At 67.9% G+C, this 15,876-nt stretch carries 19 protein-coding genes and 1 other RNA gene; 6 read left to right on the forward strand and 14 right to left on the reverse strand.

Annotation, left to right across the window (positions count from 1 at the left end; genetic code table 11):
- Positions 1-36 precede the first annotated feature (36 nt).
- The gene (locus FZP69_RS05955) at positions 37-870 is read left to right on the forward strand and encodes a DUF7547 family protein (RefSeq protein WP_152040425.1); all 834 of its coding nucleotides are present in this window, start codon (positions 37-39) and stop codon (positions 868-870) included.
- 15 nt (positions 871-885) lie between these two features.
- Here FZP69_RS05955 and FZP69_RS05960 read toward each other — a convergent pair whose 3' ends face one another.
- The 6 genes from FZP69_RS05960 to FZP69_RS05985 all read right to left on the reverse strand — a co-directional run bounded on the left by FZP69_RS05960 (position 886) and on the right by FZP69_RS05985 (position 4,949).
- Positions 886-1,122 carry a TrmB family transcriptional regulator gene (locus FZP69_RS05960; protein ID WP_152040426.1) on the reverse strand — a complete coding sequence of 79 codons (237 nt, stop codon included), beginning with the start codon at positions 1,120-1,122 and terminating at the stop codon, positions 886-888.
- Between the two features lie 126 nt (positions 1,123-1,248).
- Positions 1,249-1,992 (reverse strand): beta-ketoacyl-ACP reductase, encoded by a 744-nt coding sequence (locus FZP69_RS05965; RefSeq protein ID WP_152040427.1) that lies wholly within the window; start codon positions 1,990-1,992, stop codon positions 1,249-1,251.
- Between the two features lie 175 nt (positions 1,993-2,167).
- Positions 2,168-3,592, reverse strand: a complete 1,425-nt coding sequence (gene phaC, locus FZP69_RS05970) for a class III poly(R)-hydroxyalkanoic acid synthase subunit PhaC (RefSeq protein WP_152040428.1) — start codon at positions 3,590-3,592, stop codon at positions 2,168-2,170.
- Positions 3,589-4,143, reverse strand: a complete 555-nt coding sequence (locus FZP69_RS05975) for a poly(R)-hydroxyalkanoic acid synthase subunit PhaE (protein WP_152040429.1) — start codon at positions 4,141-4,143, stop codon at positions 3,589-3,591. The genes phaC and FZP69_RS05975 overlap by 4 nt, the downstream gene beginning before the upstream one ends.
- Positions 4,144-4,181: 38 nt before the next feature.
- Positions 4,182-4,634, reverse strand: a complete 453-nt coding sequence (locus FZP69_RS05980; RefSeq protein ID WP_152040430.1) for a hypothetical protein — start codon at positions 4,632-4,634, stop codon at positions 4,182-4,184.
- Positions 4,635-4,640: 6 nt separating this feature from the next.
- A complete protein-coding gene (locus FZP69_RS05985; protein WP_152040431.1) occupies positions 4,641-4,949 on the reverse strand; it encodes an AbrB/MazE/SpoVT family DNA-binding domain-containing protein in 309 nt (102 codons plus the stop codon).
- A 156-nt stretch (positions 4,950-5,105) separates the two neighbouring features.
- On the opposite strand from FZP69_RS05985, the gene FZP69_RS05990 reads away from it, so the two are divergent.
- Positions 5,106-5,741 carry a MaoC family dehydratase gene (locus tag FZP69_RS05990; protein ID WP_152040432.1) on the forward strand — a complete coding sequence of 212 codons (636 nt, stop codon included), beginning with the start codon at positions 5,106-5,108 and terminating at the stop codon, positions 5,739-5,741.
- A gap of 224 nt (positions 5,742-5,965) precedes the next feature.
- Positions 5,966-6,439, forward strand: coding sequence for an HTH domain-containing protein (locus FZP69_RS05995; RefSeq protein ID WP_152040433.1), 474 nt, complete (start codon positions 5,966-5,968; stop codon positions 6,437-6,439).
- Positions 6,440-6,762: 323 nt separating this feature from the next.
- On the opposite strand, the gene FZP69_RS06000 is transcribed toward FZP69_RS05995, so the two are convergent.
- Together FZP69_RS06000 and FZP69_RS06005 are read right to left on the reverse strand one after the other, a co-directional pair.
- Positions 6,763-7,122, reverse strand: coding sequence for an OB-fold domain-containing protein (locus FZP69_RS06000; protein WP_152041530.1), 360 nt, complete (start codon positions 7,120-7,122; stop codon positions 6,763-6,765).
- Between the two features lie 46 nt (positions 7,123-7,168).
- Positions 7,169-8,320 carry a thiolase family protein gene (locus FZP69_RS06005; RefSeq protein ID WP_152040434.1) on the reverse strand — a complete coding sequence of 384 codons (1,152 nt, stop codon included), beginning with the start codon at positions 8,318-8,320 and terminating at the stop codon, positions 7,169-7,171.
- Positions 8,321-8,456: 136 nt separating this feature from the next.
- Here FZP69_RS06005 and FZP69_RS06010 point away from each other — a divergent pair, with 136 nt between their 5' ends.
- The 3 genes from FZP69_RS06010 to FZP69_RS06020 all read left to right on the forward strand — a co-directional run bounded on the left by FZP69_RS06010 (position 8,457) and on the right by FZP69_RS06020 (position 10,968).
- Positions 8,457-8,864, forward strand: coding sequence for a DUF7548 family protein (locus FZP69_RS06010; protein ID WP_152040435.1), 408 nt, complete (start codon positions 8,457-8,459; stop codon positions 8,862-8,864).
- A 60-nt stretch (positions 8,865-8,924) separates the two neighbouring features.
- An RNA gene (gene ffs, locus FZP69_RS06015) (signal recognition particle sRNA) lies at positions 8,925-9,235 on the forward strand.
- A 176-nt stretch (positions 9,236-9,411) separates the two neighbouring features.
- The gene (locus tag FZP69_RS06020) at positions 9,412-10,968 is read left to right on the forward strand and encodes a hypothetical protein (RefSeq protein ID WP_152040436.1); all 1,557 of its coding nucleotides are present in this window, start codon (positions 9,412-9,414) and stop codon (positions 10,966-10,968) included.
- 14 nt (positions 10,969-10,982) lie between these two features.
- Here FZP69_RS06020 and FZP69_RS06025 read toward each other — a convergent pair whose 3' ends face one another.
- The 6 genes from FZP69_RS06025 to FZP69_RS23205 form a co-directional block, all read right to left on the reverse strand.
- The gene (locus tag FZP69_RS06025; RefSeq protein WP_152040437.1) at positions 10,983-11,426 is read right to left on the reverse strand and encodes a hypothetical protein; all 444 of its coding nucleotides are present in this window, start codon (positions 11,424-11,426) and stop codon (positions 10,983-10,985) included.
- A 55-nt stretch (positions 11,427-11,481) separates the two neighbouring features.
- Positions 11,482-13,314 carry a PH domain-containing protein gene (locus tag FZP69_RS06030; RefSeq protein ID WP_152040438.1) on the reverse strand — a complete coding sequence of 611 codons (1,833 nt, stop codon included), beginning with the start codon at positions 13,312-13,314 and terminating at the stop codon, positions 11,482-11,484.
- A gap of 6 nt (positions 13,315-13,320) precedes the next feature.
- On the reverse strand, positions 13,321-13,782 hold the full coding sequence (locus FZP69_RS06035; protein WP_152040439.1) for a PH domain-containing protein: 462 nt from the start codon (positions 13,780-13,782) through the stop codon (positions 13,321-13,323).
- 112 nt (positions 13,783-13,894) lie between these two features.
- A complete protein-coding gene (locus FZP69_RS06040; RefSeq protein WP_152040440.1) occupies positions 13,895-14,662 on the reverse strand; it encodes a DUF7260 family protein in 768 nt (255 codons plus the stop codon).
- Positions 14,659-15,642 (reverse strand): metallophosphoesterase family protein, encoded by a 984-nt coding sequence (locus tag FZP69_RS06045; RefSeq protein WP_152040441.1) that lies wholly within the window; start codon positions 15,640-15,642, stop codon positions 14,659-14,661. Before FZP69_RS06045 ends, FZP69_RS06040 begins: the two co-directional genes overlap by 4 nt.
- Positions 15,639-15,761, reverse strand: a complete 123-nt coding sequence (locus FZP69_RS23205; protein ID WP_275689342.1) for a hypothetical protein — start codon at positions 15,759-15,761, stop codon at positions 15,639-15,641. Before FZP69_RS23205 ends, FZP69_RS06045 begins: the two co-directional genes overlap by 4 nt.
- Positions 15,762-15,876: the final 115 nt, after the last annotated feature.

Raw genomic sequence — 15,876 nt, forward strand, 5'->3', positions numbered from 1 at the left:
GTCGAGGTTTTTCACCTCTGCACCCCAATCGACCGTATGAGCCGCGACCCTGCCGACGACGACCTCCGTGCGACGCTCGACGACCTCCGTGCGACGCTCGACGACCTCGAACGGGCGCTCGACGCCGACGCCGGTGCCGACCGGGAGCGAACCCGTCGGCCGGCACCACCGCGTGCGAGTGACGTGATCCGGTTCACCGACGAGTACACCATCCCGACCGTCATCTCGATCCTCGAGACGACGATCCGGTCGCTCGAACTCCTCCAAGGCGTGCTCCGGCTGACGGACCCCGACCGTCGGCCCCCCGCCGGTCGGGGCGACGGCCGTCGGCTCGACGACGACATCGATCGGCGCGTCGTCGAGGGAACCGAGCGGGCGCTCGACGAGCTCCGTCGGGTGCTGACGGGAACCGAGGAGCCGGCCGATCCGGCCGCCCGCGACGTCCTCGGCGACGCCCGGGCGCTCACTACCGAGATCGAGTCGCTGCTCGCGGAGGCGCGCGAGCGGTCGGAGGCGTCGCGATCGAGCGGCCGACGACGGGACGCCGACGACCGACGGAGCGACAGCCGCGGGGTGGTCATTCCGGTCGACGACGGCGGTGACGGGGACGCGGACCGGAACACGGACGACGACCGGACAGCCGACGACGCGACCGACCCGGAGACGGAATCGGGCGTCAGGATCGACGTCGACGCCGAACTGGAGTCGATCCGGGCCGACGTCCGTGCGGAGTCGGACGCGACGCACGAGATCGACAGTGAGCGTGGCCGGTCGGACGACGACGAACACGAAGACGGCACGGGCCGGGGAGCACTCGGCGAGGACGAGGGCGGCGAGGATGAGGGCGACGAGGACGAGGATCGGGAGTGAGTCGGCGGCTCCGACTCAGGCCAGGAAGTACGTCTCGCCCTCGCGGTCGACGAGGCCCTGCTTCGAGAGGGTCTTCAGCAGCGGGTACAGCGAGATCTTCTTCATGTCGAGCGACGACTGGAGGTCGTCGACGGTGCACTCGCCGGCCGTCCGGAGGTAGAGGTAGACCAGTTTCGACGAGGCCGAGTCGAGTTCGTTCGGCAGGGCGATCTGTTTCGTGTCCGCGCTGCGGGTGAGGAGTTTCTGACTCATGTCTATTCAACGGGTTGACCTGATTGCACTTAAGCTTACCTTGCACATGAACATATACTGTATCTATTGGTAATATGTGTCAATATGTCTTGGTCACCCGCCACACGGTCGTACGGGCGACCGGCGTCAGAGGTCCATCGCGCCGTTGACGTCGATGACCTCGCCGGTGATGTAGGAGGCCTCCTCGCTGGCGAGGAACTTGACAACGTGCGAGACGTCCTCGACCTCGGCGAACCGCCCCATCGGGATCTCCGCGAGGATCCGCTCCTGGATGTCGTCGCGGACCTCCGCGAGCATGTCCGTCCGCGTGAAGCCGGGGGCGACGGAGTTCGCCGTCGATCCCGACGGGGCGAGTTCGAGCGCGAGCGTGCGCGTGAAGCCGAAGATCCCCGACTTGGCCGTGGCGTAGTTCGCCTGCCCGAAGTTGCCCTGTTTGCCGACGATCGAGGAGATGTTGATGAGCCGTCCCTGATCGGACGACTTGATGTCGTCGAAGAACACCTTCGTCGCGTTGAACGTCCCGTTGAGGTTGACGTCGATGACGGTCTTCCACTCGTCGGGGCTCATCCGCGAGAACGTGGTGTCCTTGGTGATGCCGGCGTTGTTGATGAGGATGTCCGCGGGCCCGAACGCGTCGAGTACCTCCTCGCGCATCTCGCCGACGGCCTCGTAGTTCGTGACGTCTGCCTGTCCCATGATCGCGTCCCCGCCGGCGTCGTGGATGGTCTCGACGGTCTCCCGTGCCTCTTCCTCCGAGGAGCGGTAGTTGATGACGACGTTCGCCCCCTCGCCCGCCATCTCTTCGGCGATCCCGCGGCCGATCCCCCTCGATGCGCCCGTGATGACACAGGTTCTGTCTTCGAGTTTCATGGTCGACGTGAGCGCCACGGTCCCGACCGACGGCCGGAGCCACCGCAACAGTCGCTCACAGGTTGTGACTCTCGGAACCGAAGTATAATAGTGCGGGTCATCGGTCGTCGACGACGTGACGCCGGGCGACGGGTCGTGGGTGTGGGTGCTGGTCAGTCCGGGCCGCCGAGACGTCTCAGGACGTGAGTTCGGTCGCGTGGCCGATCCAGTCGGCGACGCGCGACGGCGACACGTCGACCCGCTCGCCGAGTTCCGCGGCGTCGGCCGCGGCGAGTTCGGAGACCGTCCCGACGCCGGCCTCGCGCAGCCGCTCGGCGTAGGCGGGGCCGATACCCCGGACCTGGTCGAGATCCGTGTCGTCGAACGCCGCCTCGTCGGTGTCGTCGCTCGCCCCGGGCGCGTCGGCGGTCCCGTTCTCGGCGTCGACCGCCTCGTCAACGTCGGAGTCGAGATCGGAGTCGTCGATCTCGATCTCGACCGCGCCGGTGCTGTCATTTCCGTCGAGGACCGACCGCTCGGCGAACCACGCGGCCACGTCCGGCCAGAGGTTCGCGTGGGACTTGCTCGACACCGAGAGGCCGATGTGGCCCGTCGACGCCTCCATGATCGTCGCGTCGTCGCTCGGGATCGCGTCGTTGAACGGGCGGGAGGCCTCCGGCGGGATGAGGTGATCGTACTCGCCGATCACCTGGAGGACGGGCATCGTGATCTCGTCGAGGTCGACGTGTTTCCCGTCGAGCTCGAGCTCGTTCTCGTACAGATCGTTCCGCTGGTAGACGTCCTCGAGGAACTGGACGTACGTCGATCCCGCGAGATCGATCCCGTCGGAGAGCCACCGCTCCATCCGGGCGAAGTTCTCGACGAAATCCTCGTTGTCGAGGTTGTCGTACAGCGTCGTATACTTGGTGACGTAGTTGTTGACGGGATCCATGAGCGCGAAGCCGACGTCGAGGAACTCCGCGGGGACGTTGCCGAACGCGTCGGTGACGTCGCGCGGGGAGTAGTACTCCTCGTCGCCCCACTCCTCTAAGATGCCGCCGGTGCCGGCGAAGCAGAGGCCGGCGGCCATCAGTCCGAGGTTGCGGACCTTGTCGGGGTGCAGCGCCGCGTACATGACGCTCATCGTCCCGCCCATGCAGTAGCCGAGGACGTTGATCGCGTCCACGCCCGCGCGGGCGGCGACCTCGTCGACGCAGTTGTCGATGTACCGGTTCACGTAGTCGTCGAGCGTCAGCGACTCGTCGAGCATCGAGGGCTCGCCCCAGTCGATGAGGTAGACGTCGAACCCGGCTTCGAGGAGCCGCCGGACGACGGAGCGGTCGGGCTGGAGATCGAGGATGTACGGCCGGTTGATCAGCGCGTAGACGATGAGGATGGGAACGTCGTGGGTCTCCTCGGGCTCGACGCCCGCGGCCTCGGCGTCGTAGCGGAGGAGTTTGAGCTTGTTCTCCTCGTAGACGACCTCGCTCGGCGTCTGACCCACCTCGACCGAGGCCATCGTCTCGAGGCTCTCGGGCGTGGCGTCCGCCGTCTCGACGGCCTCGGTCCACGATTCGAGCATCTTCCGCTGGGCCTCGAACGGTGCGGTGAAGGGGTTCATTCTCGCTCCAGGAGCTGGTCGAGTTTCTCCTCGATCGCGTGCTGGCGTCGCTCGATCTCGACGAGACGCTCACCCACCTCGCGGACGTCGCCGGTAGTCGCAAAGCCCATCCCGTGGAGGGTCTGCTCGGCGGCCTCGTCCAGCTGCTGCTGGAGGTCGAGCACGTCCTCGACGTTCTGGCCCGTCGCGGCGGCGAACGCGGTGGTCGACATCGACTCCTTGAACGCCTTGTTCGCCGCATTGAACCAGATGTCGCGGAACTCCTCGGGGTCGACGTCCTCGCCCTCGAGCGCGTCGCCCACGCGTTCGTACGACGACTCGGCCGCGTCCATCCACGCCTCGTAGGCGCGGACTGCGCCCTCGGAGGCGTCGTCGAGTCGTTCCTCGGACATGGCCTCCTCCATCGACGCCATCCACTGGTCGGCGAAGGCGGCCTGTGCGTCGACGTTGCGCTTGAGCGCGTCCGTGTACGTCTCGGACATCTGTTCGAAGAACGACTCCATCGCGTCCGCGTCGGTCATGTCTGTCATGTTGATCGTGTCGTTGGTCATGGTCTCGAGAGATAAGAGCGGTGGGAACGACGGTCGGCTTACTGCTCGACGACCTCGGCGGCCTCGTCGGCGACCTCGGCGGCGTCGGCGTTGACCTGCAGGAGCGTCTCGTACAGCTCGTCGACCATCTCGGCCTGTGCCTCGGTGAGTTCGTCGTACGAGTCGACGGCGTCCTCGGCGGAGCGCTCGAACGACTCCCACGCGTCGTCGTGGACCTCGTCGAGCGCCTCGTACTGCTCGTCGACGGCCGCGCGCAGGTCGGCGACGACGTCGGCGGGTAGCGCCTCCTCGACGGCTTCGAGGTTGGCGTGAGCCGCGCGCTTCGTCAGGTCGACGCCGCGCTTCTGGAGCGACTTCGTCGACTCGAAGCTCCCGAGGAAGGCGTCGGAGGCGGCCTTCTGGAGCTTCAGGGAGCTCTCGAACGCGGAGTGGCTGGCTTCGATGTACGTGCGCTGCATCTCGAACATGGTGCTGAAGGGGTTTGCGGACATGATGAATCACCGGTTCCGTTTGACGGGGATGACGATGGCCTGGACGATGTCCCCTTCCTCGATGTCGAGCGCCTCGCGCTCGGCGTCGGGGATGGAGATGCGGCCGCCGCTCTGGACGCGCGTCTTGAACATCGCGCTACCCATACTCATCGCGTTCAGCTGCGAGAAGCCGTCCATGCCACCCGACGAGGCCTTCATGAACTGCTTGAACAGCTCCTGCTGGCTCTGGGTGGCCTGTTGGGACGCCTCCTGCATCTGTTTCGCGAACGCGGCGGGCGACCACATGGGTGTCCCATCGTCCGGGTCGTCTGTCATCTCGTCTTCGAGTAGGCCCCGTGAGTGGATAAACTTTACTACTCTTGCCATCCAACACCATTCTATGCCATCGAATGGTACGGCGGGGCGGATTCGACTACGAATCGCTACCGACTTTCACAACTGTTATGAATGTTCCAGACGTTCGCACGCAGCATGGAACATGGTTCGATGGATATGACGGCTCCCGTCCGCGGGATGACCTCCGCGTGGCTCCGGTCGTCGAAGCACTTCTCGAAGAGCCTCGTCCACATGTACTCGAGCGTGGCCGAGGCCAACCGTGCGATGATGACACAACGAAACGGCGACTCGGAGCTCCGCGAACCGGAGGTCGACTCGGTCGCGTACTCGCAGGAGTCGTGGTCCATGGAACGGTCGACCGACGGCGAGGAGGACCTCGGCGTCGGCGACGTGGTCCGCTTCTCGAAGCGGATCACCGAGGAAGAAGTGCTCACCTTCGCGACCATCAGCGGCGACACCAACCGGCTCCACCTCGACGACGAGTTCGCCGCCGACACCCGATTCGGTCGCCGGATCGTCCACGGGACGCTCGTCTCCGGGCTCATCAGCTCCGCGCTCGCCCGGCTCCCCGGCATGACGGTGTACCTCTCACAGGACCTCCGGTTCCTGAAGCCGGTCGACATCGGCTCCGAACTCACGGCAATCGTCGAGATCGTCGAGGACCTCGGCGACGACCGCTACCGGCTCGACACGGTCGTCGAGACCGGCGATGGGACGACCGTCGTCGACGGCGAGGCCGTCGTCCTCATCGACCCTTCCCCGGAGTCGTAACCGTCCGACGCGACGGAGTCGGTCGGTTTTTCACGGCTCCGTCGCACGCTTCCGCCCGCCACACCGTGTCGTCACCCCCCGCGATTCCTGCCTCCCTGAGCGGGCGTCTCCCCGCGGATCACCCCCACCTTAATTATCATTATACACATAACTCGCATCAGTACGGAATCAGGACAACCTTTTCATACCTTGGTCGAATCTGTGAGAGCGAGGGGGATGCCAGAATGACCGCCACCGTCACCAGTGCCGACACACCCCGTGTCACGTTCTACGTCCGGGGCGACATGTTCGGCGCGAACGATCAGCAGAACACCGTCGTCGACAGACTCCGGGAACTCGAGGCCGAAAACCGGATCGAAGAGTACGAGGTCCGCGTCTGGAACAGTCGGGTCCAGTTGGGCGACGACGAGACCCACCACACCGTCGAGCAGTACCGGGAGTTCGCGTCGTGGGCCGAGACCGAGGACGTCGACATCGACCCGTTCTTCACGGTCCGCGAGCGCGACTCGTTCGTCGACGGCACCGCTCGCGAGCTCATCCTGCCCGTGATGTGCCTCGCGATTCGCGGCGACGACGGCCTCGAGGCCGTCGCCCCGAACAGCCACGACGACGAGACGACCACCGTCCGGGACTGCCTCGACGCGCTCGAGACGCTCGACGCGCCCGCCCGCCCCGTCACGGTCGCCGCCGAGGACTGAACGACCCGCTTCGTCGCTCCGCCCGTCCGGTCTTCGCGTCTCGTCTTCTCTTCGTCCGGCTCACGTCGGTTCGCGCCGATTCACTGCGCCCGATCCGTGCTTCTCCCGTGCAGTCGTGCGGTTTCGTCCGTCAATCCCGGCCCGATCTGTCCGCGTACACCGACGTTCGACGATCGTCGACAGTCTCGCCCGCCGGACGCTCTCCGATCGCCGATACTCCTCGGCCGGCTTCCGAGCCGGGGACGGGCCTCGTGCAGGGCCGACGCCTCACTCGATCGGCTGGAAGCTCCACTCCCTGCCGAGTCGGTCGGCGACGAGACGCCTCACTCGATCGGCTGGAAGCGGAACCCGTCCCACTCCTGGCTGTCGGGGTGTCGGATCCCGGCTCCCGGCTCTCGGAGTTGCCCAACGTACACCGCCCGGACCTCGTCGCCGATGTCGACCTCGGCGTCCTCGACCACCTGTCCGATCGCTCTCACGGGTTCGCCGTCGACGTCGAACTCGACGACTGCGATGGTGTTCGGCTGGCGAACGCCCGGTGGGGTCGCGGTCGACGTCGTCCACGTGACGACCGTCGCCGTGTACTCGCTCAGGTCGACCGTCCCCTCGGGTTCGGAGCCGTCCGGCCCCACGGGGTGGCCGGGGTAGGTGATGCTTCCGTCGGAGTAGCGGTACGCCTCCATCTCGTTCCCGTTCGCGTTCTCGTGTTCGCCGTCGTGTTCGGACATTCTACTGTCCCTCCAGGATGGTGGTGATGACGCAGTTGCCGAAGCCGCCGACGTTGCACGCGAGGCCGACGTCCGCGTCGACCTGCTGGGTGTCGGCGTCGCCGATCACCTGCTTGTAGATCTCGTACACCTGTGCGACCCCCGACGCGCCGAGCGGGTGGCCCTTCGACTTCAGGCCCCCCGAGGGGTTGATGGGGATCTCGCCGTCGATCTCGGTCGTGCCGTCCTCGATGGCCTTCCACCCCTCGCCCTGGTCGAAGAAGCCCACGCCCTCCGACTGGAGGAACTCGAGGATGGTGAACATGTCGTGGAGCTCCGCGACGTCGACGTCGTCGGGCCCCATGTCGGCCATCTCGTAGGCGATCTCGGAGGATTCGACGACGCCGCGCATCGTCGTCGGGTCCGCGCGCTCGTGGACGACGTGGGTGTCGGTCGCACCGCCGACGCCCGCGACGACCGCGTAGTCGTCGGTGTACTCCTCCGCGACCGACTCGGGACAGAACAGTAGCGCCGCTGATCCGTCCGTGATGGGACAGAAGTCGTAGAGCCTGAGCGGGTCGGCGATGATCGGCGATTCCAGCACCTTCTCCAGCGACACTTCCTTCTGGAACTGCGCGTGGGGGTTGTGCACGCCGTTCTTGTGGTTCTTCACGGCGACCTTCGCCAGCGACTCCCGGGGCGCGTCGTACGTGTCGAGGTACAGCCGCGCGGTGAGTCCCGCGAACGACGGCAGGGTGAGGCCGTGTTTGTACTCGACCGGGTGGGTGATCGAGGCGATGATGTCGGTCGCCTCGGCCGTGGAGCAGTGGGTCATCTTCTCGCCGCCGACGAGGAGCGTCATGTCGCTGGCGCCCGAGGCGACCGACTGGTAGGCGGCGTAGACGCCCGCCCCACCCGAGGAGGAGGTCTGATCGATCCGCTGGGTGTACGACGGCATCGCCGCCAGGTCGTGCGCGACGTAGTTCATCGCCCCCGTCTGTCCCTCGAACTCGCCGCTCGCCATGTTCGCGGTGTAGAGGTGGTCGATCTCGTCCGACGAGACGCCCGCGTCGTCGAGACACGCCTGCCCCGCCTCCGCGAGGAGCTCCTGGAGCCAGGCGTCCCGTTGCCCGAACTGGGTCATCGATGCGCCGATGATTGCAACGCGTTCCATACCGGACGACGCGTACCAACCCGCTTACCTTTTTCCACTCCCGGTGCGACGCGCTGCGTCTCCCCCCGTCGGTGTGCTCGCGACCGCGCCACCGTGTTTCAGACCAGTTAAGGCCACCGCGACCCCCGACTCGACCATGGAGGTCGAAGACGTCGCGCCGCTCGTCGGGAGCGTCGCCAGCGTCGCCGTCGTCGCCGCGCTCGTGGCACCGTTCGTCCTCGTCCCCGACCCGGGCACCGAACTGGGGCTGTACTACGCGTTCGGGCCGTTCGGCGGGGCCGGACCGGGCTTTCTCGCCCCCCTCGCCGTGGTCGTCTTCCTCGCCGGGCGACGCGGCCGGACGGACCCCGTGACCGCCGCCGGACTCACGCTCGTCCTCGGGCTCGGGATGGTCGGACTCGCCGCCTCCTGGGCGCTGGCCGTCGACGTCGAACTCGTCTACAGTTTCCCCGTCGCGTGGATGGGATACCACCGCTGGGTCGTCCTCGGCGTCGCGGCGGTCGTTCCGGCCAGCGCGGGCGTCTACGCCCGCGCCGTGCTCTGATTTTCTCGGCCCGACAGACGCCGAAGCCGAAAGGCCCTTATGTAGCACCGGGATAGAAGGGAGTGGACTAGGTCGGGCAGTTAGGCCCTGCTCGTCACCCGTGAAATAGGTCTTCAGCGGGGACCGAACCCGGGGGCGTCCGGTCAGACCGACACGGGCCCCGGGAGCCGACTGCGAAGCCTCGTCCGTCGGGGGCAGCGGCCCACGATCCCCACCCGCAGGGGTGGTCGACCGTGGTTCGTCGGTGACATCGGGTCAGGCACGGAAGTGAGCAGCCCACCACCGGACGTGCGCCGCTCGACGGGTTGCGGGGTGGAGGAGGCAACCGGGACTACCCCTGTCGGAACGCCGGGCAATCCCGTCGTCCGCTATTCATACCGGCTTCTCGACTGGAGAGCGACGGCGAGCGGTTTCGTCGGCTCCGCTTCGGCAGCTCCCTTCGACAACCGTATTTGTGCCCACTGATTCAATCGTGTTGGTTTTCACTGCACAAATATTGCGCTAGTGATGTATTTGTTTTGTATTACTCCCGAAGACTGGCGTCGTGATGGACAGAAGTGGAGCCGTCTTGTTCGGGGTCGCAGGACTCGACCTCGCCGCGCGGATCGCCGGTGAACTTCTCGGGTTCGGAACGACCGTCGGCCTCGCCGTCCCGGTCGTCCTCGCCGGGCGACTCTCGTTCGGGTTGAGTACACTCGGCGCGGCACTCGGCTGGCTCTTGCTCTGGCTCGTGCTCTTCCTGTACGCACCGGTGTTCTTTCCGGGACCGGACCGACCGACTGGCGAGTGGGTCGTCGGTATCCCGAACCGACTCGTGGTCGCGACTGGTGCACTCGGCGTCGGACTGACCTTAGAGGGCTGGATTGCGGCCTGGGAAAGCCAGGTCAGTCTCGCCGATGGCATCGTCACTGGAGTCGTCTACATCTCACCGCTCTACGCGGCCGGACTCCTCGTCGCGATTCTCGTCGGCTACTTCATCGTCGTCGATACGCGACCGAGCGTGTTTGCCGCGACACGCCTGCCGGTTCCGAACCGACCGACTGAAGGCTCGATCACCGCCGACCGCTACGTGTTTCTCGTGCTGACGCTCGGGCTGGTCCTCTCGGTGATGTCGGTGCTCTTCCCGCTCCCGGAACTGCTGCTCGTCGGCCTCCAACTCGGTGACGTGGTCTACGGCCTCGGAATGCTGGTTTCGGCCGGCGAGTTCTACGTAGCCGCGAGACAGGATTTCGTTGAGGGAATGACCGGCGCCGTGCTCGTCATCTGGCAGGAGATCGAAGACATCTCCCACCTCGTCTACATCCTCGCTCCGCTGTTGTGGGTCTGGTATATCGCGGTGGCGACCATCACGGCTGCCGACCTCCCGGCGCTGGTTCGGACAGCACCGCTCGACCTCATCGGCGTGTTAGTGCTCGTGACGACCGTCGGCGGCTACGTCACGTTCCACTCGTTCCGGCTGAGCGAGCGCGTGCGGGCCCGCATGACCGGCGACGACGAGCGGCCCCGGATGCCGCTGTTTCTCCTCCCGGCCGGTGCTGGCGCGTTCGTTGTGATGGCTGTGCTGGTCAACCCGGCGTCGGGCCCGGACTCGGTTTCGACGCTCGCGTTCTCCCCCGGCCTCTGGGCGCTGGCCGCCGCGGGTACGATGGTCGCCGTCATCGCGACCGCCCGCCCGCGACGCGTCCCCTCTTTCGAGCGGGTCATCGACGACCAGGCTGTCGCGGCCCTCTCGACCACGGTGTTCCTGCTGTGTTCCTTCTTGCCGTTCTTCACGACGGGTGCCGTCGAAGCGTCGTTCAGTGACGACGTGTTGGCACTGAGTATGCTTACGGTACTGTCGCTCGCGTTCTGGATCGGACCGCCGGTGTTCCTCGGTGACCGCTCGCTCCCGGACAAGAAACGGCTCAAGACCGGACTCAAGCGGAGCGGTGCCGCGGCGGTCGTCACGTTCGCTCTCGCGGCCATCCCCGTCGTCTACGGAGATCGCCCGTACTCGCCGCTGTGGGAGCTCTATCTGTCCGTCTTCGGCGTAGTGATGCTCGTCAGCGGGATGTGTTTCGCCCTCTTCGCGGTTATCATGCCGTTCCGACTCAACCGCGGCTGACGACTCCTCCGTTCTCAGGCCCGGTCCAGAAGCTCCTGCACGTACCCCGCCGCGTCGGGATTATCGCCGTACTCCTCGACCAGCGACACCCGTTTCCCAGCCGAGAGGTGTCGTCGCAACAGCTCCCGAAACGAGGGGTCGTCGCGCAGTCGCCTGAGCACGAGCGCCTCGTCGTCGCGCAGGGCGTCCGCGACCACGGCGTCGAGGTCGGCGACCGTCACGCCCGACGCGTGCGGGAACGACGACGGTCGACGGTCGCTGTAGACGAGCACGAGCTCCTGGTCGCCGCCGCGGTCGACGTCGACCTCGTGCGGGGCGTACGCGCGGATCGGGTCGATCTCCTCGGGCGAGACGCCGTCGAGGACGGCGAACGCAGGCGTGCCGGTCCACGCGAGCGACGCCCTCGTCTCCGCGTCGAGCGCATCCCAGTCCACGGTCGTCGTCTCGTAGACGCGCACGGGCGTCAGTCGCGTGGAGACCGTTTAGCTCTGCTCCCGATTCCCCCGTCCGCCTTCACCCGCTCCGGTCGTCGGGGTCGTCCGCGTCCGTGTCGTCACCTGCGCCGTCCGCGTCCCCGTGGCTCGTCTCGCGCGGTTCGCCGTCCGACGGTGCGTCGTGCTCGCCGTCGAGCGCCTCTCCCCAGACGAACCCGTCGTCGTCGGTGTGCCCGTCGACGTCACCCCGTCTTCGCGGCCCCACGGCTCCGTCCTCGCCCCGCGCGGTCGCGTCACCTCCCGTCGGGCCCCCGTCGTCGGTGCGGTCCGTCCCCGCGTCGGTCGTGGTCGTGTCCTCGCCGTCGACACCGGTGTCGTCGGGGAGCGTCGAGCCCGTGTCGGCGTTGACGGTCGCCATCGAACGGGCACCACGCGTTCGTCGTGCCCGCCGCTCGGCGAGTTCGATCCGGAGGCGTTCATCGAGTTCGGCCCGGAGGTCGTCGGCGACCGCCTCGTCGACGTCGACGGCCGCGGCGTCGCCGCCCGTGATCGAGAGCGACCCCGCGGTGTCGATCGTCACCGTCGCGAGCCGCCACCGGCGCTGGAATATCGTCCGCGTGTCGATCACCGTCTGGATCCGGTCGTACGGCACGACCTTCGTCTGCCGCTTCAACACGCCGTTCCGCGTGACGACGTGGTGGTCGCCGAGCCAGTACCCCCTGTGCACCCACTTGAGGTGCGCCGCGAACGGGACGACGGGCACGATCACGAGCGGGACGTACCACGGGAACGGCAGCGGTCCGGCACCGACCCCCCCGAGGAGCGCGTCGGCCGCGAACAGGACGCCGGCGAGGAGGCCGACGACGAGGAGGTATCTGACGGCGTACCGCCGACGCACGCGTTTCGGCGGTCGCTGGAGGTCCGGGTCGCCGAAGGCGTCGATGGCGTTGGCGAGCGCGAAGACGCGGTCGCGTTCGGCCAGCGGGACCGCCGCCTCGGAGCCACGGCCGCCGCCGGACGACTGGCCGGGCGCGTAGCCGGCCGTCTCGATGAGCAGGGTCGCGTAGCCGAAGTAGCGTTTCAGCGGCGTATCCTCGACGGTGAGCGTCTGGAGCTTGTCGAAGGGGATCGACCCGTCGTACCGCTGGAGCAGGCCGCGCTCGTACTGGAGTTCGTCGCCAGCGCGTACGAGGTGGAAGTCGTAGTAGTTGACGATGGCGGCCGCCGCGCCCGCGACCCACGAGAAGAGCACCACGCCGACGACCACGAGGACGAGGAAGCCGCCGAGCACGACGGCGCCGCCGCGGGGGAGGAACGACGACAGCACCGGCACCGACCCCGAGAACAGGAGGGCGAGCACACCGGGAACGCGGAAGTCGAACGACAGCAGGCCGACGAGCGCGAGCTCTCGATCGGAGAGCGCGAACAGCTCCGTGGTCGGCTCGGACTCCGCCTCGGCGTCGGGGGTGACGCCGCGTTTCATCCGCGGGACCTCCCGCTGGAGTCGTTTCGCCTCCTCGAACGAGACGAACCGGAGAGCGGCTTCCGTCTCGCTCCCACCGGCGGTTTCGAGCTGGACGACGGCGATCCCGAGCACGCGCTGGACCACGTTGCGCGAGATGTCGACGTTCTGGATCCGTCGGAGCGGGATCTCGCGCTCGCGACGGGCGAAGACGCCCGAGTGGATGTCGAACGTGTCGGTGGTGAGTTCGTACTCGTACCGCTGGTAGTACGCAATCTGGTAGCCCACGAGCGCCAGCACGCCCACGCCCAAGAGCGCGACGACGGTCAGCGGTCCAGCGATCCCCTCGAGCATGCCGCTCCCCGAGAAGACGACGAACGCCGCGGCGACGAGCAGGCTCCCACCCCGTTCGAGCACGCGGTACGGGACCGACAGTGGGGAGAGCTTCATCGGTCGCTACACCGCGTCGTCGCCTTCCGCACGGATGGCGAGTCGTTTCAGCCGCTCGCGCAGGTCGTCCGCGCTCGACGGCGTGAGTCCGGGGACCGTCACGTCCGCACCGCGCGACCCCGCCGTGTAGACGACGACGCGACCGAGGCCGACGGCCCGTTCGACCGGGCCACGCGAGGAGTCGACGTGCTGGATGCGGACGAACGGGACGACCGTGCGCACCCGCGTGAGCACTCCCCGTTCGAGGTAGATGGCGTCGTCGCGCACCTCGTACCGCCAGAACCGGTACCGCAGCACGGCGTGGACGACGCCGACGAGGAGGACGACCCCCGCGAGCACCGGGGGACCCCACGGGGGGACGAACGGGACGAACCGGGCACCGATCGCGAGCACGCCGCCGAGGATGGCGGCGCTGACGACCGACCGGGCGGCCCAGACGAGGCGGACGCGCGGGTGCAGGCGGGTCATCTGTGGGGAACAGTCGCGGACGTTCGGGGCGGAGCCGGTCTCATACCCACCCATCCGAGACCGTGCGGTAAGAAGGTGCGGTCTCGGGGCGAGCCGATCGCCGACGCCGTGGTTATCGGGGTCGTCCCACCGCGTCGACGACCGCCTCGCGGCCGGCGGCGACGTCCCGACCGACCGACGCGACCGCGGCGAGTCCGGGTCGACCGCCGTACAGGTACTCCGTGACCTCGGCGTCGCCCGCCGCGAACGAGCGACGGTGTCGGGCGAGCGTCGCCTGGCGGTCGGTCGCGGCCTCGTCGAGTCCGGTCGCGATCCGGTCCAGTTCGGCCCAGGCCTCGAACGCCGCCTCCAGTGCGACGCCGCCTGCCGGTGTCGACTCCCACGCCCGCACCCGATCGATCCTGGACTGGAGCCGGCTACACGCCGCGTCGACCGCCTCGATGGAGTCGGTCTCGCGGTCGAGCATCGCGACGAACGACTGGCGAGCTTCGAGAGCGATGTCGATCCGGTCGAGCAGCGCACCCCGTTCGTCCGGGGCCACGGGTCCGTCGACGGCGAGCCGTGCGAGATCCGGACCGAGTTCCGCCGCCATGTGCTCCATCACGGAGTCGGCGTCGACGTGGTCGACGGCCAGCACCGATCGGCGGTACGCGTCGGCGACCGGTCGACGGCTCGTCGGCCCGCCCGACCCACCCAGCCGACCGGTGGGCGTGAGCCGGCTCCCGACGTCCGCACCGAGGGAGGCCGGACTCTCGGTCGCGACGGCGGCCGACTCGTCGAGTCGGGCGACGGCTCGCCGGAACGACCGGAACGCCTCGCGCTCGGCGACGCACTCGCGTCGTTCCCGGTCGACGGCTCGCCGCGCCGCCCGTAGCGTCACCGCCACCGTAAGCCCCCCGGGACGTCGGCACCCACGGCGTCGACGCGCTCGTCGACCTGCGGGAGATCCGACAGCAGTCCCTGGTCGGCGTACGCCGCGACCCCCTGTCCGTGGGCGTTCCCGGCGTCGGCGCGGACGTACGCTTCGGCCATCCCGCGTGCACCGGTCAGCGGGACGAGTCTGATCGTCGTTCCGTCGGGTCCGCAGTCGACGAGGAGGCCGGCTGGCGGGAACGAGCAGGTCGACGGTGCGACGACCTCCCGGACCCCGTCACGCGCCGTCGTCGTCGGGAGGTGGAGATGCCCCGAGAGGGCGAGCACCCCGCCATGGGCGGCGAGGATCTCGCGGAGCGCCCCGGCGTTGCGGAGCTGGTAGAAGTCGCCGTCCGGGAACGGGCCGACGTGGTCGCGCGGGTGAAAGAGCGTGTGGTGGGCCACCACGACCGGGGTGTCGACGCGCTCGACGGTCCGGCGGAGCCAGTCGAGCGTCGCCGCGCTCAGTTCGCCCTCGTGGGTGTGCGTGAGTCGTCCGTCGGCGCTCGCGGTGTCGACACAGAGGAGGTCGACCCCGCCGACCCTCACGTGGAACGGGTACGGACCAATCCCGTAGCGGCTCCCGAACTCGGCGGCGGCGGGAGCGACGTAGTCGTCCCACTTCTTGGGGACGTCGTGGTTGCCCGGCACGGCGACGAGCGGCACCGAGAGCCCCGAGAGCACCTCGTCCGCGACCGCGTACTCGGACTCCCGGCCGTCCCGCGTCAGGTCGCCGAGGAGCACGAACGCGTCGACCGTGAGGTCGTCGGCGATGCTGACTGCCGTGCGCAGGCGACGTTCCGTCCGGTGGAACACCTTCCACGTCCCCGACCCCGTCGGCGACAGGTGTGCGTCGGCCGCGACGAACAGCCGTGTCGGCGTCTCGGGATGTGGGTCGGAGAGCCGGGCGAGGACGGGGCCGACGTCGCCCTCGGCGGCCGTCCTCATCGATCCACCGTCGTCGTGACCGTCCCGAGTGGCGTCTCCCGGTGGAGCCGGATCCGTCCCGTCTCGCTGCAGAGTTCGATGCGGAGTGCGGGGTTCCGTCGCTCGTGGTCGCCCGTCATCGTCCGAAACTGGTGGCGGTCCACCGGTTAAACGTATCGGACATATTATATATTGTCGTCCGGTTCTATCTATTCTGTCGGTATCTCTATCGAGACGTATGCAGCCGGTCGGCGG

This window comes from Salinigranum salinum (assembly GCF_009176545.1).
GTDB lineage: Archaea > Halobacteriota > Halobacteria > Halobacteriales > Haloferacaceae > Salinigranum > Salinigranum salinum.